At 34.3% G+C, this 25,146-nt stretch carries 15 protein-coding genes; 1 reads left to right on the forward strand and 14 read right to left on the reverse strand.

The window, feature by feature from the left end; all coding sequences use genetic code 11:
- The 12 genes from ACIDC4_RS23055 to ACIDC4_RS23110 form a co-directional block, all read right to left on the reverse strand.
- Nucleotides 1-1,920, reverse strand: coding sequence for a hypothetical protein (locus ACIDC4_RS23055; protein WP_412043563.1), 1,920 nt, complete (start codon nt 1,918-1,920; stop codon nt 1-3).
- Between the two features lie 1,005 nt (nt 1,921-2,925).
- Nucleotides 2,926-3,669 carry a rhamnogalacturonan acetylesterase gene (locus ACIDC4_RS23060; protein ID WP_412043562.1) on the reverse strand — a complete coding sequence of 248 codons (744 nt, stop codon included), beginning with the start codon at nt 3,667-3,669 and terminating at the stop codon, nt 2,926-2,928.
- Between the two features lie 253 nt (nt 3,670-3,922).
- The gene (locus ACIDC4_RS23065) at nt 3,923-5,272 is read right to left on the reverse strand and encodes a glycoside hydrolase family 28 protein (RefSeq protein ID WP_412043561.1); all 1,350 of its coding nucleotides are present in this window, start codon (nt 5,270-5,272) and stop codon (nt 3,923-3,925) included.
- A 230-nt stretch (nt 5,273-5,502) separates the two neighbouring features.
- Complete coding sequence (gene pelA / locus ACIDC4_RS23070; protein WP_412043560.1) at nt 5,503-7,512, reverse strand: pectate lyase; 2,010 nt, start codon at nt 7,510-7,512, stop codon at nt 5,503-5,505.
- Between the two features lie 91 nt (nt 7,513-7,603).
- Complete coding sequence (locus ACIDC4_RS23075) at nt 7,604-9,202, reverse strand: glycoside hydrolase family 43 protein (protein WP_412043559.1); 1,599 nt, start codon at nt 9,200-9,202, stop codon at nt 7,604-7,606.
- A gap of 119 nt (nt 9,203-9,321) precedes the next feature.
- Nucleotides 9,322-10,542, reverse strand: a complete 1,221-nt coding sequence (locus ACIDC4_RS23080) for a glycoside hydrolase family 88/105 protein (protein WP_412043558.1) — start codon at nt 10,540-10,542, stop codon at nt 9,322-9,324.
- 22 nt (nt 10,543-10,564) lie between these two features.
- A complete protein-coding gene (locus ACIDC4_RS23085) occupies nt 10,565-11,779 on the reverse strand; it encodes a glycoside hydrolase family 88/105 protein (RefSeq protein ID WP_412043557.1) in 1,215 nt (404 codons plus the stop codon).
- Nucleotides 11,780-11,893: 114 nt separating this feature from the next.
- Nucleotides 11,894-12,859 carry a DUF4861 family protein gene (locus tag ACIDC4_RS23090; protein ID WP_412043556.1) on the reverse strand — a complete coding sequence of 322 codons (966 nt, stop codon included), beginning with the start codon at nt 12,857-12,859 and terminating at the stop codon, nt 11,894-11,896.
- 11 nt (nt 12,860-12,870) lie between these two features.
- The gene (locus tag ACIDC4_RS23095; protein ID WP_412043555.1) at nt 12,871-13,803 is read right to left on the reverse strand and encodes an alpha/beta hydrolase fold domain-containing protein; all 933 of its coding nucleotides are present in this window, start codon (nt 13,801-13,803) and stop codon (nt 12,871-12,873) included.
- Between the two features lie 116 nt (nt 13,804-13,919).
- Nucleotides 13,920-15,626, reverse strand: coding sequence for a RagB/SusD family nutrient uptake outer membrane protein (locus tag ACIDC4_RS23100; RefSeq protein WP_412043554.1), 1,707 nt, complete (start codon nt 15,624-15,626; stop codon nt 13,920-13,922).
- Nucleotides 15,627-15,637: 11 nt separating this feature from the next.
- Nucleotides 15,638-18,814 (reverse strand): SusC/RagA family TonB-linked outer membrane protein, encoded by a 3,177-nt coding sequence (locus ACIDC4_RS23105; protein ID WP_412043553.1) that lies wholly within the window; start codon nt 18,812-18,814, stop codon nt 15,638-15,640.
- A gap of 36 nt (nt 18,815-18,850) precedes the next feature.
- Nucleotides 18,851-20,239: a glycoside hydrolase family 28 protein gene (locus ACIDC4_RS23110; RefSeq protein WP_230039415.1), complete on the reverse strand. Its 1,389-nt coding sequence runs from the start codon at nt 20,237-20,239 to the stop codon at nt 18,851-18,853.
- A 335-nt stretch (nt 20,240-20,574) separates the two neighbouring features.
- Here ACIDC4_RS23110 and ACIDC4_RS23115 point away from each other — a divergent pair, with 335 nt between their 5' ends.
- Nucleotides 20,575-21,603, forward strand: coding sequence for a LacI family DNA-binding transcriptional regulator (locus ACIDC4_RS23115; RefSeq protein ID WP_412043551.1), 1,029 nt, complete (start codon nt 20,575-20,577; stop codon nt 21,601-21,603).
- A 227-nt stretch (nt 21,604-21,830) separates the two neighbouring features.
- On the opposite strand, the gene ACIDC4_RS23120 is transcribed toward ACIDC4_RS23115, so the two are convergent.
- Entirely contained in the window at nt 21,831-23,444 is a 1,614-nt protein-coding gene (locus tag ACIDC4_RS23120; protein WP_412043550.1) for a UxaA family hydrolase, read from the reverse strand.
- Nucleotides 23,445-23,532: 88 nt separating this feature from the next.
- The gene (locus tag ACIDC4_RS23125; protein ID WP_412043549.1) at nt 23,533-24,975 is read right to left on the reverse strand and encodes a tagaturonate reductase; all 1,443 of its coding nucleotides are present in this window, start codon (nt 24,973-24,975) and stop codon (nt 23,533-23,535) included.
- Nucleotides 24,976-25,146 lie beyond the last annotated feature (171 nt).

Consider the following 25,146-nt stretch of genomic DNA (forward strand, 5'->3'; position numbering starts at 1 on the left):
TTATCGAGTGGCCGTAATAGTCAATGTACCATCTGTAGCTCCTACAGAACACACATAACCTCCTGTATTTGTTTTATTTACCTGAATAGCATTGCTAGCATCATAGGTTACGGTTTGTGTTAGTACATTGGTCGCCCCTCCTTTAATGCGTAGTCCAAAAACATAGGTTCCAAAAGGCAAGCCATTAAAAGGTAAAGATGCTGTTGTACTTGCCAGATCTCTTGTTTGACCAACACTAGAAGGTCCGGATACCACAATTACCTGATAAGCACTTTGTACATCAAATGAGCCATTCATTACATAATTAAATCCTCCACAAATAGGCGTTATAGTATTACCACTTAAGCTCGCTGTTCGTCCCTGAACCACCACATCAACCGGCGCTGTACCGCAAGGAGTGGTTACTTGCAGCGTATAATTACCTTTAGGCCAAAATGGTGCAGGATCTGACGGATTTGGTCTTGGAAGCAAAGGAAATCCTGTTGTCCCATTTTGAAACGTACTCAATGCGGCACTATAAGTATATCCCACAGGAACTTTTGAATTACCCGAAGCCGAAACTGTATATGTCAAAATATCAGTAGATTGTATAGGATCAAGTTTTAATTGAAGATACCCATAATCTAAGTCATTTAAACTAACCGTGTATCCTGCCGAGAAATTTTGAGCTACTGTAAAAGTGGATGTCGCACTAAATTGCAATAAACTAGATGAGGGCATATACAACCCGGTTGTATAGCCTTCTGCATCCACATAAGTTACATTATAAAACGCTCCAGGTGTTAAAGCTTCTGTAAACGTTTGCCCGCTACCTGTTACTGTAAAATTATGAACCTCGGCAGCATTGCTTTGATTTGTAAGCGTTAAGGTAATAGGCAGACAATCTAATCCCTCTGCTATAGAGGATTTTAGTATTCCTGTTCCTCCACAATTACCAAGAGACAAATAGGATATTTGTTTGTTATAATCTAAAACAGAAAACTCTTTTGAATTACCACAATTATCCAGTAAAACGACTTTCATATTGGGTATATCTGCTGTCACTCCATCTCTGGTAGCAACAAGCGGCATGACAGGATTTGTACTGGATAATGGAAATCCGGGACCGGCTAAATCAGCATAACCGTCCCCATTAATATCTTGTCCGTATAATTGTCCTTCATATTTTATCTTCCAGGTAAATAATGCTGCATCAGCCGTTGATACCGGACTATTTGATGCAATGTATCTAAAGCCTCCTTCAATTTTTAATCGAATTGCCTGAGTGCAGGAAAGCCCTACACGGGTTGGATAAGGAGTAAGATAGGTTTTAATTTCATTTATAGATGTTGTGGGACTAGCAATTGAAGTCGCTCCTGTAACGGTCTGATTACAAGCATCGGTAACACTTACAATGTAATTACCAACAGGCAGAGCATTAAAAGAAAAACTATTTACATTTATTGCCCCACTATTTTGTAAACTAACTCCAGGGCTGGATTGCAAGGCAATATTATAAGTTACAGGCAGTTTACCTCCTGTAATTGTTGTAGTAAGAGGGGTTGTACCTCCCACGCAACCTGTAACTTTTGTTGGAGTTGAAATAATCATGGCTGTATACCCATCATTGACTGTAATTGCAGTACTGGTAAAAATGGTTCCCACATTAGTGTCCCGACCCTTAACAGTATAACTACCCGTAGCCAGACCAGTAAAAACTGCATTGGTAGTAAATTGATTGGCATCATTAGGAACCGGAGCTACTACTACACCAGATTTCAGCAATTGGTATTGGGGTGTTGTCCATGAAGCCGAATTACTGGCTGTTACAATACCTCCATTTGGACAACCTGTAGTAGTCGCCACACCGGATACTGTTTGCGCATAATTGATAAAAGGAGCCGTAATTAATAATAAAAGAAGAGTAATTTTTAATTTCATAATCATTCTCAATTAAATTAAACAATTTAAATCTGAACACAATAATTCTATTTAAAAACAGACAAGAAAACAAGAAGGAAAGAAAAACATTTAAAAAAAATCAGTCTGTTTACAAATCTTCAATACTATTCATGACAATGTAACAGAGATCTCTTTGCCAGGTTCCTCATGAAACCTATTAAATTTGCCTTACAAAATCATGTCGCATAATTAGTAGTAGGTACTAATTTAAAAAAACATCTTATAAAAAATTGCTATTGATTAAAAAGGGCATCACTGTTTAAAATAAATTTAACACGGCGGATAGATAAGATAACGTAGATAATTATCTTAGAAAAAAAAACTATTTAATTAAATATAAATAGTACTGGTGCTTTCACAATAGCTAAGTTACTGAATTTCAATTAAAAACAGAATAAAATAAAAAAATTTGTTAATTCGAACTAATTTTATTATAAAAATTCACTCTCACTTTCAATATTTTTTAATTATAATAAGAAAATAAATTAACATGCTTTTTCTGTAATCACAAGGGCTCGGAAATATTCATTAATTAAACATTTAACAAAAATGAACTGACTAAACCAGATTAAATTTAAAATGTTAAATTTAGTTTTAAACGACAGAAAATGTGTTTTCTTGGAAGTTAAAAAGATATTATTGAAGAATTTGACTGACAAAAAAGTCTTTCACCTTTTAAAAACTTTTTTATCAATACTAAAAAAGTCGCAAGATTATATTTTTTCAAATTACTAAAGTACTGCAATAAATTGCAGGGTTTTAAACGCGAATCTGAGACCAATAAAAAAAGAGAAAACTTTCGCTTTCTCTTTCTTAAAAAAAATCATCAAAATATTTAAAATAGAATACTAAGAATAAACAAAAACAATTTACTTCTAACAAAAGTTTCTTAATATTGATTACAAATTTCGTAATCAATATAAAAAGAGTTTGCCCCTAAAAGATTTTAGAATTACAGTTTAAGACAATCTTTAAATTAGCTTATTATTTAATTCCTTTTTTAAGCTTTTCTAAAGAAGGATCTTCTAACTTTTTAATCTGATTAATAACAATTTGAGCAATAGCCGTTGCTCCTTTTAATGAAAGGTGTGTATCATCTGCCTTGTCTTTATCATAATATTGATTTTCTCCTGCCTTAAAATGCAAATGCAATTGCTTTGATTTTTCCGGACCATAAGATTGCTCTAATAATTCTGTATAATATTCCAGATCAATAAAAGGAACTTTGTATTCCTGCGCAACTAATCTTGTTTCTAACGGATAATCTCCGTGTGTTGGTACTAAGACACCTTTTTCATTAAAATTACGTCTTGCAATAGAGGTTAGCAATATAGGCGTTGCTCCTTTTTCACGACTTTCTTTTACAAACCGAATTAAATTATAACGGTAACTCGTATGCGGATTTGTGTATCGTGTAGAATCCTCTATTTTCTCGTCATTATGTCCAAATTCAATAAAAACATAATCGCCTTTTTTAAGCTTTTTATAAATAGAATCCCAACGCTTTTCGTTGATAAAACTTTTGGTACTTCTGCCATTTACCGCTTTGTTTTCGACAACAAAATTATCTTTAAAAAAGGGTTGTAAAACTTGTGCCCATCCATGCTCAGGATTTTTGTCCGGGTCCTTTTTGTTCGCCATTGTAGAATCTCCAATAGTGTATAAAGTTGTTTTTTGGGCGAAACTTGCTGTGGTAATCAAGCAGATAATAAATAGATAATATTTCATTTTGTTGGATTGTTGGATTGTTAGATTGTGCTGAATTGGTTACTATATGGTTAATGCCACACAGATTATACGGATTTTCACTGTTATTGTTTTTCTTCTTTGTCGAGCTACTTATGTGTCCTTCGACTTCGCTCAGGATGACAATATTGTGGTTGTTTTACGGTTACAATAGACGCACTTCAGTGCGACTCTAAAGAAAACATTTAACCCTTTGCCACTCTGAACCTTTGTCCCTTTGAACCTCAAAAAAAAACTATTTTGCTGCCGAAGGAACCGTAGCTTTTTCTCCTATAAAAACTTCGTTCAATACTACATTTTCAGCATTTGAACTTGAAATGGCATTTTTTGCCCATTTTATATCTATGTTGTTTAAAGAGATATTTCGAACTTTTTTATCCGGAAATCCCTGAATGACAATTCCTGATGCCATGGCTTTATTGCAGGTAATATTCGAAAAGGAAACATTTGATATTTCAGACTGAAAACCTTTTCCTTCTCCATGATAGTTTGCCGTGATATACAAGCAATCTTCTACCTCATCGAGCTGAATGTTCCGAACAAAAATATTTTTAATAAAACCACCCCGATCCGCATTGGTTTTCAAATAAATTCCTCTTTTTAAGTAGCCAACTGTTTTACAATTCTCTACAAAAACATTTTGAACTCCGGCAGACATTTCGCTTCCTATTACAACGCCATGCAATCCTTTGAAATTGCAATTTCTTATCACAATATTTTCACTTGGTGTGGCTGCATTTGCTCTTCCTTCATGATCTCGTCCTGCTTTAATAGCTACATTATCATCGCCATTATCAAAGGTTACATTTTCGATTAAAACATCTTTTGCATACTCAGGATCAATCCCGTCGTTATTATGATTTAATGATTTATAACTCACTCCGCGAATTGTAATACTTTGTGATTTTAATAAATGTAAACACCAGAAAGGTGAATTTTCGATCCTGATATTTTCGACTAAAATATTCCTGCAATTAAAAAACTGAATCATCTGCGGACGCAAAAAATAACCATCTCCAAATTTTCTGTCCATAATTGGAGTACTATTATGATTCATATCGCGGCTTAAGTTCTTTCCTGCTCCTTCTTTGGCTTTAAAGCTTTTCCAGGTCTTACCTCCCTCTCCATCAATTGTTCCCTCGCCAGTTATGGCAATATTCGAACATTCGTAAGCGTATATTAGCGGACTGTAATTGTAAAGCATTGTCCCTTCCCAACTCGTTAAAACCATTGGCAGATAATCCTCAGGTTTGTCGCTAAATTTAATCTTGGCATCTTTTTCAATTTTAAGGTTAACGTTACTGACAAAATGAATTGGACCATTAATTTTATAAATCCCTTTAGGCACAATTATAGTTCCGCCATTATTCTTTTTACACAAAGCCATGGCTTTATCAAATACAGCTTTGTTATTGGTAACAGAATCACCTTTGGCACCCAACTTCAAAACATTTATTTGATAAGAAGGAATTACAGGAAGCTGAATTCTACTGACAATAGCATCTACTTTTGCCGATGGAAATTCAGTCTGCTGCGCAAAAGAAGTCCAGGAAACCAATAGAAAAATGAGATACTTAAAATTCATAATTTTATATTTTATTTTGGTTTGGCCCACGGGTTGTAACGGATTAAACGGGTTTTCGCAGATTTTTTTTATTACATAACGCAAACTAAATTTGTTTAATTAGTCAAAAAGCTAACGTTTAAAATAGTCTCGCAGATTAAGCAGATCTTCGCTTTTTTTTGATAAAAAAAACAAGAAAAGAAACCAGCGAAAACCCGTTTAATCCGTTAAAATCCGTGGGCAATATTTTTTTACTTCGAATACCAATTAGCAATCGAATCTTTTAAGATATTTTCTATTGTATATTTTGCAGATTCTTTCTTTGAAAGCTGATGTGACCATGAAACTCTTTTTGTGGGTTGAAATCCTTCGCCTTTGCCATTATACTCCGCATAAAAAGTAGTTTTTTCAGCTTCCGGTTTCGACCAATTGTGCCAGCCTTCAGGTCTGATATGTTTTCCCATATCACAATTGATATAAACGGTTTTAGCATAAATACGCCACGGCCTTCCTAAATAAACTGCCGTTGCAGCCGGTTCAGCCGTAAGTTTACAATTTTTAAAAACAAATCCAAAAGTGGTATCCTGTGGTGTCGAAGCTGCCGTGATATAAGAGTTTTTGATGCTTCTAATTTCACAATTTTCGAATAAAGCGGTAGCACTTCCAAAAATAAAATCTGTTGTTCCTTCGATATAACAATCTTTAAAATATTGTTTGGCATTTTTTCCAGACAAATACAAAGTATCCTGATTGCCTAAAATATTACAATTTGATACCTGAGCGCGATTGGCTACAAGAGATAATGCAATAGCCTGACCATTATCACCTGAAGCATTTTTTATCGTTAAATTTGATGCTGAAAAATCATCCCCTTCAACCAAAATTGTATAGGTAAAAAAAGTACTGTTTCTTCCCGTGTTGATTTTCGAAAAATTATCATCAAAAGTAATAATGGTATTTTCTTTACTTTCTCCCACTAGTGCTAAATGAGTATTCCACTCGGGAATTCGGATCTTTTCATTGTAAATTCCGTTTTTTACAAATACAGTAACTTTTTCATACGGAAAAGAAGGACAAGCATTTATAGCCTCCTGAATTTTTGTAAAATCGCCTGAACCGTCTAAAGCAACGGTAAAGAAATTAGCTTTTTTTTTATCTACAGACGCTGCAGAAGTAAGTTTTACTCCGTTTTTGATTGCCCATGCAGGAAATTTTTTCAATACTTCTTTTGGTGCATCAGTATACCAGGAATAGCCATTTCTGCGTTCTGCACCAATTTCATCAAGAGATTTTTTCTTAACTCCGTCCCGATCACTAAAAAATGGTTCATTGTTATCCAGCTCCATAAATCTTGCCCAAATTGGTGCAGCATTTTGAGTGACAATCATATTCTTGTCTATAATTTTCCCTTCATCGTTTAAAATACGTTTCTCTTCAAGATTGGTGATTTTTGTTTTTTCGAACCATGCGTGAGCGCTTTTAACCGCTGTAATTATTTCTGCCGAAGGTTTTTCTATCGACATTAAAAGCAATACAATTTTAGCCGATTCATAACCGCTTAAAGATGCCAGTTCAAAAGCTCTTGCGTTTGCCGGAGCAAAAGTGACTTCATCGTGTTGTGCGCACCAGGCCGTTAAAACTCCGTTTTGTTTGTATTGCGTTTTTAGGATACAATCAATTCCTTTATCGAAAGATTTTTTAGCGTTTTCTACAATTGCTGCTGATGGTTTTATGCTGTAAAAATCAGTATCCTCACTTACATGTTTCATGATGTTTAAAATATTCACCATCGAATCATCATTGTAGGTTATGTGTGTGTAATATCCTTTTTTTAATGGATAAAACTGAGGCCAGCCTCCATTACTATATTGCGCCTCAAATAAATAGTTCAAACCTTTTAAAAAAGATTCTTTATAACGCTCATCTTTAATCTGTGCGTACATTTTAGACATAAAAAGCATTTCCTGACAGGTTGCACTATTGTCTGTAGTAATTTCTTTTGTTGACTTTTTAAGCGCCAGTAAATCCTTTTTTTGCTGCGGGGTTAACTCTTGCTGCATCTGTATATTCTTTGGCCATCCGCCAATATCTCTTTGATACAACAAAACATTCTCTGCTATTTTTTTTGCTTCTTCTGTACCAAACCAGCCAGCATCGTTTTTGCGAATAATATCCGGCCAGTTTTTGTAGGTGTTTTGCGCGTTTACAGCAAAACAAATACTAAAAAGCCCTAATACTATATATTTTTTTAATAAAACCATTTGTATATTTTTATTTTCGTTGGATCGATTTTATCTCAACACTTAAAAAAAACCTCTGAACCTTGTCCCTTTGCACCTTTGCACCTTTTTATTACTTTGTTACTCTAAACCAATCTACCGCAACATTTCCCGAATCGTTTGTTACTTTTTCGCTCAAGGCAAAAAGTCCTACTTTGGCACCAATCCATTTCCCTTCTTTCGATATAAATTCAGAACCAATCGATTCATATTTTTTATCATCTAAACTATAAAAGAAATTACAGATTCCGCCCTTTTTAATTTTTACTCTAAGGTAAATAATATTGTTTTTTATTAAAATCGGAGTGGTTTCGCTTTCAGCAACTTTTTTATCGAAAGTTCCCGTTTTATGGTTCAAATATAATTTGCCGTTATCGTTTCTTAAATTCAAATAACTGTAATCCAATCCCATAATAATTAGTCCAGTCGATTCGCCATTTAAACGGGTATTAAATGTCATTTTTGTCGTTACGGTAAATTCTTCGGCAGGAAATTTTTGCAGCAATAAATTAGGCGCGTCAAATATCTTATTGCTTTCTTTAATTGTTGGTAAACAAAATAAATTAAGATATCCTAAACTTGTCGGAAAACCCCAATTGGTTTGAGAATTCGCCTGCCATTGCCATTGCAAACCTAATTTTGGTTCATTAAACTCATCAGATTCTGCAGGAGTTTCTATTGGAAATTTCTTGCCTACATTTGGTTTTTTGAATGTTGTAACCGGTTCTCCAATTCCGTTTTTGTCAAAATCCTGTCCCATAACCGGCCAGTCTTTTTCCCATTTCATAGGCTGAAGATGTACAATTCTTCCGTAAGCACCTTTGTCCTGAAAATGAATAAACCAGTCTTCTCCTGTTTGTGTTTGTACCCATGCACCCTGATGCGGACCATTTACGGTTGTTTTTCCTTGCTCAAGAACTTTCTTTTTTTCATAAGGTCCAAAAACATTTTTTGATCTTAAAACAGTTTGCCAACCTGTAGAAACCCCACCGGCAGGAGCAAAAATGTAATAGTAACCATTTCGTTTATAAAATTTAGGTCCCTCGATTGTACCTTCACTTTCATGACCGTCAATAACCATTACTTCGTCATTATTGGCAATTGTTCCTTCGGCATTCATACTGCAAACTACAATCAGACTCTTAATTTGCGCACGGCTTCCGGCAAAGGCATGAACAAGATATACTTTCCCGTCATCATCCCACAAAGGACTAGGATCGATAAGTCCTTTACCTTCTTTTACCAAAAGAGGTTCAGACCATGGTCCTTCTGCTTTTTTGGCTTTAATCATGTAAATTCCAAAATCAGGATCAGGATAGTAAATATAAAATTCATTATTATGAAAAGTAATACTTGGAGCCCACACGCCATTGCCATGCTGTACATTATTAAAAAAGTCAAACGGAGGCTGTTTGGGCAAAGCATAACTTAAAATCTTCCAGTTTACAAGATCTTTAGAATGCAAAATTGGTAATCCGGGAATACAATTAAAAGATGATGCTGTCATATAAAAATCATCCCCTACGCGTACCACATCAGGATCCGAATAATCGGCATGAATTATAGGGTTTGTATACGTTCCGTCTCCATTATCCGGCACCCAAACCTGAGCGAAATTCTTTTGTATCGAAAATAGGGCTAATAAAAGAAAGAGGGCTTTTATATTTTTCATTTTGGTATATATTATGCTTTCCAATTAAACCCGACAGGTTTCTAAAACCTGTCGGGTTTATAGCGTTTTTTTGTCAATTCGACGAAAGAGACAAACTGGTTGATTAACCTTAATAGAAATTATCTATTCAACTCTAAAGCAGCCAGAATAAAAGGTCCGGTAGCTTTAGGATCATTGTCTTTTTTCTTTTCGTTTACATAATATTCGTATGATCCGTCACGATATGGAGTTCCGCCTAAACCGGCAACCTGGCAAGCTTGCGTTAGAGTAATTCCGCCATCGGCATCTACTTTTATTAATTTTTTCGTCAAACCGTCGAAAGCTTTGTTCGCTAATTTTTTATAGCTGGCAGGAAGGTATCCTTTTTTGGCGCCTTTTGCAAAAGCATAAGCAAACATTGATGATCCAGAAGCTTCAAGGTAATTTCCTTCTTTATTGCCTTTGTCTGTTACCTGATACCATAAACCTGATTTATCCTGATATTTGGCCAAAGCAGCCGATGCATTGTTCAGGTATTTTACCAATTCTTTTTGTTTTGGATGATCTTTTGGCATATAATCTAAAACATCCACAAGTGCCATAACATACCAACCTAAAGCTCTTGACCAGAAATTTGGCGAATTACCCGTTTCTTTATTTGCCCATGGCATTTGTTTACTTTCGTCCCAGGCATGGTACAATAAACCGGTTTTTGGATCTGTTGCATGAGATTGAATTACCTCAAATTGTTTTGCGATATCATCAAATTTATCTCCATTTTCGAACGTTAGTGTATATTGTGCATAAAATGGTTCTCCCATATATAAACCATCTAACCACATTTGGTTTGGATATATTTTTTTATGCCAGAATCCTCCACTTTGTGTACGTGGCTGCTCCGAAATTTGCTTGCGCACTAACTGCATTGCTTTTAGATATTTTTCTTCTTTCGACTCGGCATAAATATTAAAAAGCAAACGTCCGGGTACTACCAAATCAATATTGTATTTATCTAATTCGTAGGTTTTTATAGTTCCGTCATTTTGTACTAACTCATCTACATAACCTCTTATGTACGTTTTGTATCTTGAATCCGGATTTTTCTTGTACAATTCTTCGATCGAATGCAAAACCAAAGCATGAACATAATCCCATTTCGGCTTTTTAGAATCGTCGATCATATAGGCTTCAGGATGACGTTTCATTAAGGTCAAAGCCATTTTATCAGACCATTTTAAACTTTTAGAAATTACAATTTCTTTTTTTGCAGGTTCCTGAGAAGTCACTTTGCAACTTGTAAAGGCTATTAAACAAACTAAAACAACCGATGTAAAATAACTATGTCTTTTAGTATTTTTCATTTTAAAATATATTTAAATTTTATTATTTTTTTAATTCTATTGCACTCAGTAAAAATGTTGCCAAAGCCGGTGAACTATTGTCTTTTGCTTTGCTATTGGTATAATATTCATTTGTTCCGTCACGAAAAGGTTTTCCTCCTAAACCAACACTCGACGATACATTTGAGATTATTATTTCGCCATTTTTATCTTTTTTTACAAACGCTGTACGGAAGGCATCAAAGGATTTTTGGGCAATTTTTTTATAATTTGAAGATAAATATCCTTTGTCTGCTCCTTTTGCTAAGCTATAAATAATCATCGCCGAAGAAGATGACTCTAAATAATTACCTTTCAAATCAGGTTTGTCTGCTACCTGATACCATAAACCTGATGCGCTTTTATGTTCGACTGCACTTTTTGCTATCTGGTTCAAATAGTCTGCCAGCTTTTTATAATTTGGATTTGTCTTTGGATAATAATCTAATGTTTCTACCAAAGCCATCATATACCAGCCTATACCGCGTCCCCAAATGGTTGGCGAGTTTCCTGTTTCGGGATTTGCCCATGCAATTTCTTTACTTTCATCCCAGGCCTGATACACCAAACCTGTTTTTTGATCTACCAAATGATTTTGCACCAATTCAAATTGTTTGGCAATATCATCCAAAGCTTTACCTTTTTCATACTTGACTGTATATTGTGTATAAAAAGGTTCAGCCATATACAAACCATCTATCCACATTTGATTGGGATATATTTGTTTGTGCCAAAATCCCCCGCTTGCCGTTCTTGGCTGGCTCTCAATCTGAACTCTCAATTGCTCTATTACTTTTTGGTAACGATTGTCTTTGGTTTCATGATATAAATTAAACAATAATTTTCCCGGATTTACACAATCAATATTGTAATCTTTGATGTTATAATCGGCAATATTTCCTTCAGCATCAATTAATTCATCGGCATATTCTTTTATATAGTTAAAGTATTTTTTATCGTTTGTTTTTTGATATAATTTTTCAAAAGCAAACAATACCAATCCCATTTTATAATCCCATTTTGGCTTTTTAGTTCCGTCGATCTGCGAAGCTTTAGGATAGGTATTTAAAATAGTAAGTGCCGTTCTCTCTGACCATTTTAAATTGCCAGGAAGAACAGCAGTTTTATTTTCTTGCGCTATTGCTTTACTACTTAAAATGAGTAGCAATGTAAATACAACTTTATTGAAATTTTCTTTTATGAAAGCTAACTTAGACATATATTCAATTTTTAGCACTGGATATCTTTTTACAAACCCCGATAGCTATCGGATAAAAGATTAATACTTGTTCTCGCAGATCAAGCAGATTTTTAATTTTTAATTTCTTCAAAACTACATTTTACCTTTTTTGTTCAGCACTTCTAGTTTTTGATCTAAATACTTTACGAATTCTTCTTTTGATTTAATTCCGTTAGGCTCTTGTTCCCAGGCGCCTAAAAAGTAAAAAGAAGTTGCTTTTGTAGTAGGTTTAAAAACCAAAAGGTAATCTAAAGTGGTATCAGCAACATTTTCGATTGTATTGGTTTGATAAAAAATAGCCATTCCTAACTTATCCGGAACTAATGATTGCTCACCATAAGTAGCTAAATAAGCCCATTTTTTATTTTTACTTTCTTTTTTAAGTAAGTCAGCATTTTTTTGCTTTACAATTCCGGTACAAATTCCTTTAATTTCTTTTGATGCCTGAATCGTGTGTTGCGTATAAAGCTGATCTGGTTTAATGGTTAAAACCGATGTAAAATCGATTTTATCAGAAGCCGTTTTCCATCCGTAGTAATTCACTTTTACACCAGATTCGTTCGTTTTGTTTACCACAATTGCAATGGTTGAGTCTACTTCACGGAAGTGTAATTTTTCATCATTTAAATAACGATCGATAGACCCAATTCCGATTCCTTTTCCGGCTTTAAGAATATCTGCACCCCAATCGCTCATCTCATGATATGAATCAAAATTATCCTGACCTACTAATGGCAAAATGTTTGCTGAAGTTTTCTTTCCAAAAATATCAATGGCATTTCTCCAGTCCAGATACAAACGATATCCAATGCGGTTACTCTCCCAGCCCGGGCCTTCGTAACGAATATCAAAGGAATGATCTGTATGTTCCGGAGCTAATTTTAGTCGGTCGACATTTTTAAAAACAGTTCCTCCAATATATTTACGTCCTTCCCATTTCCCATCAGTCTTGGCAGATATTTCGGCATATGTTTTCGCTGTTTTAATGTCGTATTTTTGAGCATTAACCGCTGTAACTCCAACTAAAAATAAGGTTGCTAATGTGATCTTTGTTTTCATTTTATTATAAATTATTTGAATATTCTGTTTAAAAATTGTGTGGTATATTCTACTGTTTCGTCCAACCAAGGCTGAAAAAACCAAAAGGAATGAGGTGAATTTTTGATTGTTTTGACTTCATTATAAATCTTATTTTGATTTAAAATCGCAATCATATCATCTCGCCCTGCATGAAACCGGTCAAAACTGCTGTTGATAAACAGTGTTGGCGGTGTATTTTTATCAACATGACTTAATGCCGACGCTTGTTTCCAGTTTTCCGGATTTTCCTCATAAGTTCCGTTCAACCAAAAAGCGGCCATTTCTCCTTCTTCTGATTCGGGATGTTTAAAAGCCAATATTCCATCTATATCGATAATTGCCTGTACTTTCGAAGAAGACTTACTCTTGTATTTTGCCTCTTCAAAAACTAAATCTCTATTTGTTGTACCAATCAAAGCTGCCATTTGGCCTCCTGAGGAGCATCCTAAAACCGCAATTTTGTCTGGATCTACATGAAATCTCTTTGCATTATCTTTTATAAATTTAATCGCGTTTTTTACATCATAAATCGCCTGCGGATATTTTGCCTCGAGCGATAATCTGTATTCAATTGCAAAACAAGAATACCCTTTTGAAGTTATTTCCTGTGCTAAAACCTGCATTTGATTTTTATTTCCTGATTTCCATCCGCCTCCATGAATCATGATTACGCCTGGATTATTTTTTTCCTTTTTATTAAAAAAGGCATCTAAATGTAATGCCCGGTTTTTTTCCTTGTAATACACTATATTCTCGATCTGAACATCATCTTCTCCTTTATTTGCTTCGGCAATTTTTATAAAAGGATATTTCTTAATTAGTTTGACATAAGTACTTTTTACGGTATATGACGTATCAATACTATAACCTTGTGCTATAATACCCTGACAAACAAACAATAATACCAACAACATTCTTTTCATTTCAAGCGAACTATTATTTCGTTAAGAAAGGAGTCCGATTCATGATCGAACTCCTCCTAACTTCTTCAAAAAAACAAAACCTCAAAAATTTTTAAATTACTAATTACACCAGATTTTTAATAAGCCGGATTTTGAGGGAAATCTTTATTTCTATTTAAATCTAATGCAGATTGTGGTATTGGTCTTAAAATTTTCTGTTGACCATTTTGTCCTGCAAAAGCTGCTGTACTAGTAACTTTAGGATTGTACAAAACAGTTCTGTCAACTAATGTTCCTGTACGTTTTAAATCGAACCAACGGTGGTATTCTCCTAATAACTCTCTTCCTCTTTCGTCTAATATTGTGTTAATATCAATAGTGGTTACTACCGGAATTGCTCCTACTACACCACCACCTGCTCTTCTTCTTACTTCGTTTAAACGTGCTAATGCAAGTGTAGGCTGACCTGCTTTAAAATAAGCTTCGGCAGCAACTAAATAAGTTTCCCCAAGTCTTGCAATAATAAAATCACGTGTACTGCTTCTGTTTGTAGCAGCAGTAATTGGCGTTGTATTGTAGTTGGCACTTGTAGCGCCGCTATATGGAGCACTAGGATCATCAAATTTTCTAACCGGAATAAGATTATAATCTCCTCCTGAAGGAGCTGATGAAGAATAAGATCCCCAAATATGATAACCTGCCGGTACTGTTGAAGGAGCTGTAATTTTTCCTAAACTAGAATGAGAAGCAATATATGCAGCTCTTTCTGTCGGAGTAAACCATTTTGGCTCATAGAAATGAGTCACTTTTGAAGCTGATTTATCTGCTGTTGTACTATACAAATCGTAATATCTCGCAAAGATTTCTGTCATAAAAGTACTTTCCCAACGTTTATCTCCTTTTTCATATAATGAAATAGCGTAAACAGTAGGGCAAAGTGTATAACTTCTGTTAGGATAAGGATTTCCTGCAGCTGCAGCTCCTAAATAAGGGCCAAACCAATAATTTTGAGAATTCCCAAGAGAAGTTGTTCCAGTTGCATTAGAAGCTGAAGAAAACTGAACCGAAAATACTGTCTCAGCATTCATTTCATTGCCTGGTTTTACCACATCTTCAAAAGATACATTTAATGCCTGACCTGCAATTGCCTGATCTGCCAAAGTTGCTGCCGTTGTAAAATCTGTTGGTGTTCCAAAAGTTTCGTAACCTTTAGTCAAATACACTTTTGCCAATAAATCCTGAACCGCTCTTTTATTCACTCTTCCTGTGTAGGCACCTGCAGCAACTGCCGGAAGGGCTTCGTTAAGATCTTTAAAAATCTGAGTATATACTTCTTCTGCTGTGTTTCTGTCAAAAGAGGTTACTGCTGTATTGATATTATCTAATACAATTGGCACACCTCCGTAAGTCTGAACCAAAAGAAAATAAGCATTTGCTCTTAAAAATTTAAGTTCACCAACTCTAGTATCCAGTGTACTTGTTTTTTCTGTAAGGGTCGAATAATAAATCCCTTTATTGGCTTGTTGAATGGCCATATAACAAGTTCTGTACAATAAATCAACTCCTGCAGATGATGAGGATAAAGTTAAATATTTGGCTAATCCTTCAGGTTCCTGATTTCTTCCTTCAGAATACATATCTGTACCTGCTTCAAACAACCACGGATCACCACCATAAATATCTTTTAAGGTTGAATAATTTGTATTTACCAATGATTCAAACCCGGCAGAGGTAAGAAAATATTGTTCTGCTGAACCAAAAGCAAGATTTTCTTCTTCAATAAAATCTGAACAAGAATGTAGTGTCGTTGCCAGAAGTGCTATAACTATTATTAATTTTTTCATTTTTCTTTAATTTAAAATTTTAAACTTAATCCCATCTGAACCGTCATTGTAGACACGCGGTTAACTGCTAAAGCTGCAGTTGCCCATTCAGGGTCATATCCTTCATAATCCGTAAATACAAAAGGATTTAAGACATTAACATATAATCTTAAACTTTTAATTTTTAACTTACTAACTAAGTCCTGATCAAAACTATATCCTAAAGCAATGTTTTGAACTTTTACAAACGATGCATCTTTATAAAACGCTACGTTGTTAGTATCATAATAAACTCCTGCTCCACGTGGCAACGGATTTGTATTAGAATATTGAGAAGGAAGGCCTGCTCCGTTTGCCGGAACATACCAGTCACCAAGATCTAATTTTTGACGGCCTCTATCTGTAACATCAGCAAAATTATCGTGGAATCCGCTAAACACAGTCATTCCCTGATTGGTGATTAAAGACAATGATAAATCAAATTGTTTTACTTTTAATGTCGTAGAAAAACTTCCTGACCATTTAGGATCATAGTTTCCTAAAATAGCTCTGTCATTATTGGCATCTATTTTACCGTCATTATTCAAATCTTTTACTCTTGCCTCACCTGGTTTCTGACCGTAAGAAAGTGCTTTAGCAGCCTCATTTTCCTGCCATACACCATCAAAAACAAAATTGTAATAAGAGTGAACATTTTCACCAATAAATAAGTTGTTTCCAACATCATCAACTTTATCTTGTCCATAAATAGACTCTAATTTATTTACGTTTTTAGTAAAGGTGAAGCTTGTTTCCCAAGAAACGTTTTTAGTTTGAATATTTTTAGTAACCAAACCAACTTCAACACCTTTATTGCTTACAGAGCCAACATTTGCCGTAACAATAGGAACACCTATTTCTAAAGGAAGTGCTTGTTGAAATAATAAAGACTCGGACTTTCTGTCGTACACATCAACGCTACCTGAAACTCTATTATTAAAAAATCCAAAATCCAAACCTAAATTCACTTCTTTTGTTTTTTCCCAAGTTAAATCGGTATTAGCTAAATTGGATGCTGTAAAACCATTTGCAACCGTACCATTAAAATCATAATAAACAGGTGTTTTTAAAAGACTTAAACTTGAATAAGGTTTAACATTATTATTTCCTGTATATCCAATACTTCCTCTTAGTTTAAAATTAGAAATAAAACTTACGCTCTTCATAAATGACTCTTCATGAATGTTCCACCCCAAAGCAACCGAAGGAAATGAAGTCCATTTATTGCCTTCTGATAATACAGATGCTCCATCATACCTTACCGAAGCTGTCAATAAATAACGTCCTTTGTATGCATAATTAAAACGAGCTGCATACGATTCTAATGTGTTTTTAGAATAAGGGACAAATGCTCCTGAAGGTATTATCGCAATTGTACCACTTCCCGGAGTCAGGGTATAAGTAGACTGAGCTCCCGATCCTAAATTATAAAAACTGGTTTCGAAAGGATTTTCTCTTGATGCTGCAAAATAAGTTTCTGTGGTATTAGAATAAAAACTCTGAAGTCCTAAGAAACTAAAAACATGATCCTTTGCTAATGTATAATTGATATTAAACTGGTTGTCCCAGGTATAATTAAAGTTTTGCACATTGGTTACGTCACCAGATGGCAAACTTTTATTTTTAAGTCCAAAATCTGTTTGCGCACCGAATGATCTTCCTTCTCTCGCATCCATTTTCCCTGCTGAAAAAGTAGATTTAAAAGATAACCAGCTATTCACTTTGTATTCTGCAAATACGTTACCGATTGTGGTGAATCTTTCAATTTCATCAGAAGAATTAGCGATTTCTAAAAACGGATTATAAGATCCTGTTTTATTAATGGCAGATGTTCCGTTTGGATATTTTAATGTACCTGGCTGTTGCGCATAAGTACCTACAATGTCGTTACCGGCTGCATCAATTGCCCAAGGTGAAGTAAATGGATTTTGCCTAAAAGCTTCCTGCATTGCAGTTGGGCTTCCTAACTGCTCACTTGTTTTAGAAATGGTAAGGTTTACACCAAATGAGATTTTATCATTTACTTTATGATTCAAACCTGCTTTAAAGTTGTACTTATCAATACCTTCATTATCAATAACTCCTGTTTCTTTTTGTACTCCCAAACCTACATTATAAGATAATCCGTTATCAGCTCGACCAGAAACATTTAAATAGTTATTCTGCGTCATACCTCCTTTAAGAATACCGTCCTGCCAATTGTAAGTTTTGTTTTTTACTACTCTCTGAAACAAAAGAGGATTAGAACCCGCCTGACCTACAGCAGTTTCTAGTTCTGCTGCGTCGATATCATTATAAGTTGGATTTGAAGTTGAAATCGTAGTCGCTAAAAATGCAGATTGATGGTAATACCACCATTTTTCCGGGCTCATTAATTTAGGTAATCTTACCGCTTGTTTATTACCGTACGAACTGTCGAATGAAACTGTTACTCCTGACTTTGCATTTGTTCCACTTTTAGTGGTAACGATAATAACTCCACTTCCTCCTCTGGAACCGTAAATTGCCGCAGACGAAGCATCTTTCAAAACGTCCATTCTGGCGATATCCTGTGGATTCAAAAAGTCAATATTATCGGTAGGCACACCATCGACAACAAAAAGAGGTTTAGAACCGTCTTTATTAATGGAGTTTGCACCTCTAATAATGACATTAAAACCATCACCAATACGACCTGAATTCGAAGTTACCTGAACCCCTGCAATTCCTCCCTGAATAGCTTCCATAGGGTTGGTTACATTTCTTTCGGTAATTTTTGCGGCAGATAAAGTATTAATTGCACCTGTTAAATCTGTTTTCTTTGCCGTACCGTACCCAACGACAACAACTTCATTAAGTGAGTTCGATTGTTCAGAAAGACTTACGTTTACTTTAGATTTTCCGGCAACGCTAACTTCTTGTGTTTGAAAACCCAGATAGCTAATTACTAAAATTGCTTTATTACTGGTTACATTAATTTTAAAACTTCCCTCAAAATCTGTAGAGGTACCATTTTTAGTTCCTTTCTCCTGGACATTTACACCTGGTAGTGATAATCCTGCAGCATCTGTAATTTTCCCTTCTACCACAGTAGATTGAGCGTAGATTGTAGTACTCAACAGGAAATTCAGGAAAAATAAAAATACAAGATTGTATTTTATTTTTTTCTTCGATAATTGTTTAAAATTCATAGTTTGGTTAAATAGTTTTGGTTAAATTGATAGTTTTTAATTTTTAATCGTTTCTACTCTTTTTTCATTCGCATTTGTATTTATAAAATTGATATTCTTTACATTTTTCAATAAGTAAGGTTCCCCTACTTTGGCTATTACTACATTTTTTAGCGTAATATTCTCGACAGGAGATTCCTCATATCCTTCGGCCCAAACTCCGTATTTCCCGCCGTTTTTTACGGTTATATTTTCAAGATTTATATTTCGTACTGTAGGTATAAAATTTCCTGTTTGAGAACCGTATACGTTATAGAACATCGTTACACGCAAAACACATTCTTTTACAGTTCCCACTTCAAGATTTCTCACATAGATATCCTCTACAATTCCTCCTCTTTTTGAATTGGTTTTAATACGAATTGCACGATCCAGATTAGGACTGTCCATTACACAATTCTCTACAAAAACATTATTTACACCAGCCGAAATTTCACTTCCCATGACCACTCCGCCATGACCATCGATCATTTTACAATTCTGAACAATGATGTTTTTACTTGGTATGGCCACTCTTCTTCCATCAGCATCGCGTCCGGATTTTATAGCAATACAATCATCACCAGTATTGAAAGTGCAGTTTTTAATGAGTACATTTTGAGAATATTCAGGATCGCAGCCATCATTATTAGGCCCGTGACTATTTACTGTTACGCCATCAATAATGATGTTATTTGTTTTTATGGGATGTAAAATCCAAAACGGAGCATTTATTACGGTAATATCTTTTACTAAAACCGTGTTACATTCAAAAAACTCAATAAAATTGGGGCGTAAATAACGTCCTTCACCAAAAATACGATCCCCAACCGGAACACCTTTTTCGGCCATTTCAATTAAAACTTCGCGATTTTGAGGATCATTTTGAGAAGGAATTCCTTTCTTCCAGCCATAATCTTTTCCTCCGGACCAAATCCACCAATTCGTATTATCAGCCTGACCATTAAGAGTTCCTTTTCCTGTTATAGCAACATTGGTTTTATTTTTGGCATATATAAGAGGAGAATAATTCATGAGTTCGGTTCCTTCCCATGAAGTATGAACCATCGGGTAATCTTTTGGATTTATACTGAAAAGAATTTCGGCGTTGTCTTCTAGATGCAGATTCACATTACTTTCTAAATGTATAGGACCTGTCAGATATTTTCCATTAGGCACCAAAACTCTTCCACCGCCATTGCCTGCACATGCCTTAATTGCTTTTTCGAAGGCCAGTGTATTTGAAGTTTTTCCGTCAGCTATGGCACCAAAATCATTTATATTGAAAGTTTTATCAGCAAATTGAGTCTGAGGAATACTCTTTATAATTAATTCCATCTTTTTCCAAGGATCTGAATCAGAAACTACAGTAGCATGCTTTGCACATGACAACACTGTTATAGCCATTATACTGGAGATTAAAAAAGGTCTAAGTGCTATAATCTTATTTACAAACATTTGTGAAGGATTTATTGTTTAGTCTTTCAAACCATTACATATATGTAATCGATTACACGAAAGTATAAAATAAGTTCTTACACACCAAATTAATTAGCAAAAAATTTATATATTTAATTTTTATTATGAAATATAATTACACTTAATGTAAAAAAACCTATAATTTATTATCATTGTTGATCCGAAAACGTTTTAATTATAAATTATGGTAATCGATAACAATTTGTGTAACGTTATAAAAAAAAATGTATTTTTGTCTGAGATTAATCTGAAAACCTTTTTTAATGAGCGAAAAAATAACTATTTACGATATTGCTGAAAAACTGAATATCACTGCCGCTACTGTTTCAAGGGCTTTAAACAACAATCCTAAAATAAAAGAAAGCACACGCGAGCTGGTTATTAAAACCGCTGCTTCGATGAACTATAAGCAAAATAAACTGGCGTTGGCATTAAAAAGCGGACGTAGTAATAATATTGGCGTTATTGTTCCTCGTATAGACAGCAACTTTTTTGCATCTGTCATTAGAGGAATCGAAGAGGAACTTCATCCTCATGGTTATCAGGTAATCATTTGCCAGACTCATGAAAGCACGAAAAGAGAAAACGAAAACTTGTATACCTTAATAGATGCTCAGGTAGATGGCATATTAATGTCTGTTACCGATGTGACCGGAGAAAACGATGGTGCATTTCATAATGTATTACAAAAAAATGTCCCTCTTATCTTTTTTGACAGAAGCAAACATATTGATGGCGTTAGCTCAGTAACCATCAATGACTTTAAAGGAGGATATATCACTACAAAGCATTTGATTGACGAAGGCTGTAAATCTATTGCTCATTTATCCGGAGATCAATCCCTCGAAATTTTCAAAAACAGGTTTTTAGGCTATAAACAAGCTTTATTGGACAACGGAATGGAATTTAAAGAGGAATATGTAATCCCCGTTAAAAGTTTTGTTGATGCAGGAAAAGACGCAGTTGATATTTTATTACAATTAGAAACTCCACCGGATGCTATATTTTCATCCAGTGATTTCGCTGCTTTAGGGGCAATTCAAGAGCTACGATCAAGAAATATTAATATTCCTAAAGATTTTTGTGTTGCAGGTTTCAGTAACGAACCTTTCACCAAATTCATGGAATTATCTATTACTTCAGTAGATCAGTCACCACTGGAAATGGGAAAAATGTCAGCACGTGTTTTCTTAGAACAAGTAGATAAAACCGACACTATAAAAATTGAAAAAAAGGTAGTTCTCGCTCCTGAATTACACATCCGTAAATCGTCGTCAAGATCTAACTCATAATTTTTTTACTCTATAAGTTCATTTAATAATGAACTTTTTTTTTACCATTAAGATATTAAGAAAATTAAGTTCAAAGCTTATATCTTCATAGTAAAGATTAAGTTTTATTCTCTTAGAAAAAATTAAAAACCAATAAGCACAAAGCTTTATTATCTTAATATCTTAATGGCAAAAAACAAAAAAGCTCACTGTTCAGGTGAGCTTTTTGTTATATCGTTAACTTTTAATTAAAGCGAAACTCCTCTTTTCCAAGGAATAAATACATCTTGTTTCAACTGGTCTGCTTTTGTTTCCACGTTTCCGCTCGCCAATTCTATAATGTAATCTACTATTTCTGCTCCAACCTCGGTAATGGTTTTTTCACCAGTAATCACCGTTCCGGCATTTACATCGATAATATCAGACATTCTATTAATTAATGCCGTGTTCGAAGAAATTTTTACAACCGGTGCAATCGGATTTCCCATCGGATTTCCTAAACCTGTGGTAAATAAAACAACTGTTGCGCCCGACCCAACCAATCCTGTGGTACATTCTGCGTCATTTCCTGGCGTATTTAAAAGATTTAATCCTGGTTTTGAAATATATTCTCCGTAATCTAAAACATCTACAACAGGTGAAGTTCCACCTTTTTTAGCCGCACCAGCAGATTTCATTGCATCTGTAATTAATCCGTCTTTGATGTTTCCCGGAGATGGATTCATATCAAACCCTGAACCTGCATCAACAACTGATTTTTCAAAAGCTTTCATTAAAGTTAAAAACTTATCTGCTTTTTCTTCGTCCACACATCGGTTCATCAATTCTTGCTCAACGCCACATAATTCCGGAAACTCTGCCAAAATTGTTTTCCCTCCCAAAGCTGCAAAAATATCTGAAACAATTCCTAATGCCGGATTAGCAGAAATTCCTGAAAATCCGTCAGACCCTCCACATTCTAAACCAATACTTAGCTTTGAAAGAGGAGCAGGTTTGCGTTCAATTTTGTTGGCTCTTTTAATGGCTTCATAAGAATCTTTAATCACCATTTGAAACATTTGATCAGTAGTTCCAATTTGTTGTTGCTCATAGATCAAAATTTCTTTATCACTATTCGGACTCATTTCTTTCAATGCCTTTTTAAAAATATCAACTTGCAAATTTTGGCAACCTAAACTTAAAACAGTTGCACCTGCAACATTTGGATTGTTCACATAGCCTGCAAGCAGTTTTGCCAACAATTCTGAATCTTGTCGAATCCCTCCACAACCACCTTGATGATTGATAAATTTTACTTCGACATTATCTAAAAGATTTTCATTTAAATTTTTATCCGAAACTTCTTCTACGCTTTTTTCTTCAATTAAAGAGCGTAACAAATTTTTATAAGAAACTTCTTTTTTGGGCATTAATTCGTTTTCAAAAATATCTTTCAGTTTTTCGATATTTTTGTTTTCACAAAAAACCAATGGAAAAAACAACCAAACGTTTTTGGTTCCAACTTGTCCATCAGTACGGTGGTATCCGTTGAAAGTTTTGTCTTTCCAACGATCTACATTTGGTGGAGTCCAACCTAAATTTCCGTTTTTACCAAAAACTTTTTCACTTTGATGTTTTACATTTTCGGTGGTAATTACTTCTCCTTTTTTTATAGGTTTAGCAGCTTTTCCAACCAAAACACCATACATTATAATATCATTACCAATTGCAAAATCTTTCTCTGCGATTTTATGTTTTGCTTTAACATCAGTTGTTGGCGAAACGGTAGTTCCTTCAAATATAATTTGTTCGTTTTGTACCAAATCGGTTAAAGCGACAATTACGTTATCTGCCGGGTTGACTTTTATTAATTTTTTTTGCATGATCGTTTTTTTTAAAGTAGCTAAGTTTCTAAGGTGCTAAGTCGCTAAGATGCGTCCCGAAAACTTAGAATTTTAGAAACTATTCCAATTAATACTGTTTGCTAAAATTAGCAAAACCTTTTTCTATTCCGTTTTCTTCAATTTCATTTAAGGCCAGTACCAAAGCTTCAGATAAACCTTTTACCTGAGTTAAATCTTCACCCCAGAATTCAGTATTAGCCAATATTTTAGCTACAACTAAATCTGTATCTTTTAATTGCCAAGCGTTGTTAAATGCTTCAACTATCTCCGGAGAATCTTTTACAGGTAATGCTTCGTTATTCCAGGTTCCTTTGTAGAACTGAATTAAACTTGCTAATGAAAAAGTTAAGTTAACAGGCAATTTTTTATTAGCATGATAATATCCTAATAAACTAGGCAAAACTCTTACTTTGAATTTTGAAATAGAATTTAATGCAATATCAGCCAGCGCATGTTTGATAAATGGATTTTTAAATCGGTCCATTACCTCTTCAGAATAAGCTGTAATTTCATTTTTGTCCATATCAAGCGTTTCACTAATTTCACTAATAACGCTGTTTACGAATTTTCCGGTAAAATCTCCGTTAACCGTTTCCATTACTAATTTATTACCATATAATAGTGAAAAAGGAACCATTGCCGTGTGTGCACCGTTTAGAATACGAACTTTAATCATTTTAAAAGGACGTATATCATCAACGATTTTTACATTCAAATCTGTTTTATCAAAAGGTAATTTTGCTTTTAAAGCATCGCCACCTTCAATAGCCCAAAGAAAGAAAGGTTCTGCAGCAACAATTAAATTGTCCTTATACTCTAATTTATTATTGTATTCTTCAATTTCAGCTCTTGGATATCCGGGAACAATTCTGTCAACCAAAGTACTGTGATACGTACAAGCATCTGATACCCAAGTTTTAAATTTATCCTCTAATTTCCATAAATCAACATATTGTAAAATATATTTTTTAAGCGTCTCTGAGTTATAATCAATCAATTCACAAGGAATTATGGTTACTGCTTTAGAAGCATCTCCATTGAAATGTTTAAATCTTTCATATAATAAAACCGTCAACTTTGCAGGAAATGAAACCGGCGGCTGCATATCCGGAGTATCACTTTCGATGAATTCAATTCCGGCTTCAGTAGTATTTGAAACAATAAACTGAAGTTCTTCTTCTTTGGCTAAAGCCAAATAATCTGCAAATTCAGTATACGGATTTATAGCTTTTACAATATTTGTGATCAACTCAATATCCTGTATTTTTTCGCCTTTTTTAATACCATTCATAAACAAAGTATAAAGACCATCCTGATCGTTAATCAGGTGTACCATACCGTCTTTCAAAGGTTGCACCATTGCAATACCGGCATTAAAATCAACTTCTTTATTTAGTTTGTGAAATGCGTAATCAACAAAAGCTCTCAGGAAATTTCCTTCTCCAAACTGAACTACTTTTATTGGCTGTAATTTTTCTAATCCTGTATTTTTTCTGTTTAACTCTTTCATTTTAAATCTTTAAAGTGTTATAAATAACCACATTAAAACCTTATTAGCTTTTAAATCTTCCATTGTAAAAGAAACATTACACTTGTGTGAGGAAAGTAAATTTTGCTGTGAGGAATGACAAAATTTATTTTTCAAGTGTAATGCTCAATTACAATCTCTAAAATCTAAAAA

This window comes from Flavobacterium sp. C3NV (assembly GCF_046825355.2).
Taxonomy (GTDB): domain Bacteria; phylum Bacteroidota; class Bacteroidia; order Flavobacteriales; family Flavobacteriaceae; genus Flavobacterium.

What these genes read in the sequence shown, in the direction of transcription:
- ACIDC4_RS23125 (WP_412043549.1), bottom strand. Translation starts at nt 24,975, where the DNA reads ATGAAAGAGTTAAACAGAAAAAATACAGGATTAGAAAAATTACAGCCA.
- ACIDC4_RS23075 (WP_412043559.1), bottom strand. Translation starts at nt 9,202, where the DNA reads ATGAAAAATATAAAAGCCCTCTTTCTTTTATTAGCCCTATTTTCGATA.
- ACIDC4_RS23110 (WP_230039415.1), bottom strand. Translation starts at nt 20,239, where the DNA reads ATGGCTATAACAGTGTTGTCATGTGCAAAGCATGCTACTGTAGTTTCT.
- pelA (WP_412043560.1), bottom strand. Translation starts at nt 7,512, where the DNA reads ATGGTTTTATTAAAAAAATATATAGTATTAGGGCTTTTTAGTATTTGT.
- ACIDC4_RS23060 (WP_412043562.1), bottom strand. Translation starts at nt 3,669, where the DNA reads ATGAAATATTATCTATTTATTATCTGCTTGATTACCACAGCAAGTTTC.
- ACIDC4_RS23105 (WP_412043553.1), bottom strand. Translation starts at nt 18,814, where the DNA reads ATGAATTTTAAACAATTATCGAAGAAAAAAATAAAATACAATCTTGTA.
- ACIDC4_RS23085 (WP_412043557.1), bottom strand. Translation starts at nt 11,779, where the DNA reads ATGTCTAAGTTAGCTTTCATAAAAGAAAATTTCAATAAAGTTGTATTT.
- ACIDC4_RS23120 (WP_412043550.1), bottom strand. Translation starts at nt 23,444, where the DNA reads ATGCAAAAAAAATTAATAAAAGTCAACCCGGCAGATAACGTAATTGTC.
- ACIDC4_RS23095 (WP_412043555.1), bottom strand. Translation starts at nt 13,803, where the DNA reads ATGAAAAGAATGTTGTTGGTATTATTGTTTGTTTGTCAGGGTATTATA.
- ACIDC4_RS23090 (WP_412043556.1), bottom strand. Translation starts at nt 12,859, where the DNA reads ATGAAAACAAAGATCACATTAGCAACCTTATTTTTAGTTGGAGTTACA.
- ACIDC4_RS23055 (WP_412043563.1), bottom strand. Translation starts at nt 1,920, where the DNA reads ATGAAATTAAAAATTACTCTTCTTTTATTATTAATTACGGCTCCTTTT.
- ACIDC4_RS23065 (WP_412043561.1), bottom strand. Translation starts at nt 5,272, where the DNA reads ATGAATTTTAAGTATCTCATTTTTCTATTGGTTTCCTGGACTTCTTTT.
- ACIDC4_RS23080 (WP_412043558.1), bottom strand. Translation starts at nt 10,542, where the DNA reads ATGAAAAATACTAAAAGACATAGTTATTTTACATCGGTTGTTTTAGTT.
- ACIDC4_RS23100 (WP_412043554.1), bottom strand. Translation starts at nt 15,626, where the DNA reads ATGAAAAAATTAATAATAGTTATAGCACTTCTGGCAACGACACTACAT.
- ACIDC4_RS23115 (WP_412043551.1), top strand. Translation starts at nt 20,575, where the DNA reads ATGAGCGAAAAAATAACTATTTACGATATTGCTGAAAAACTGAATATC.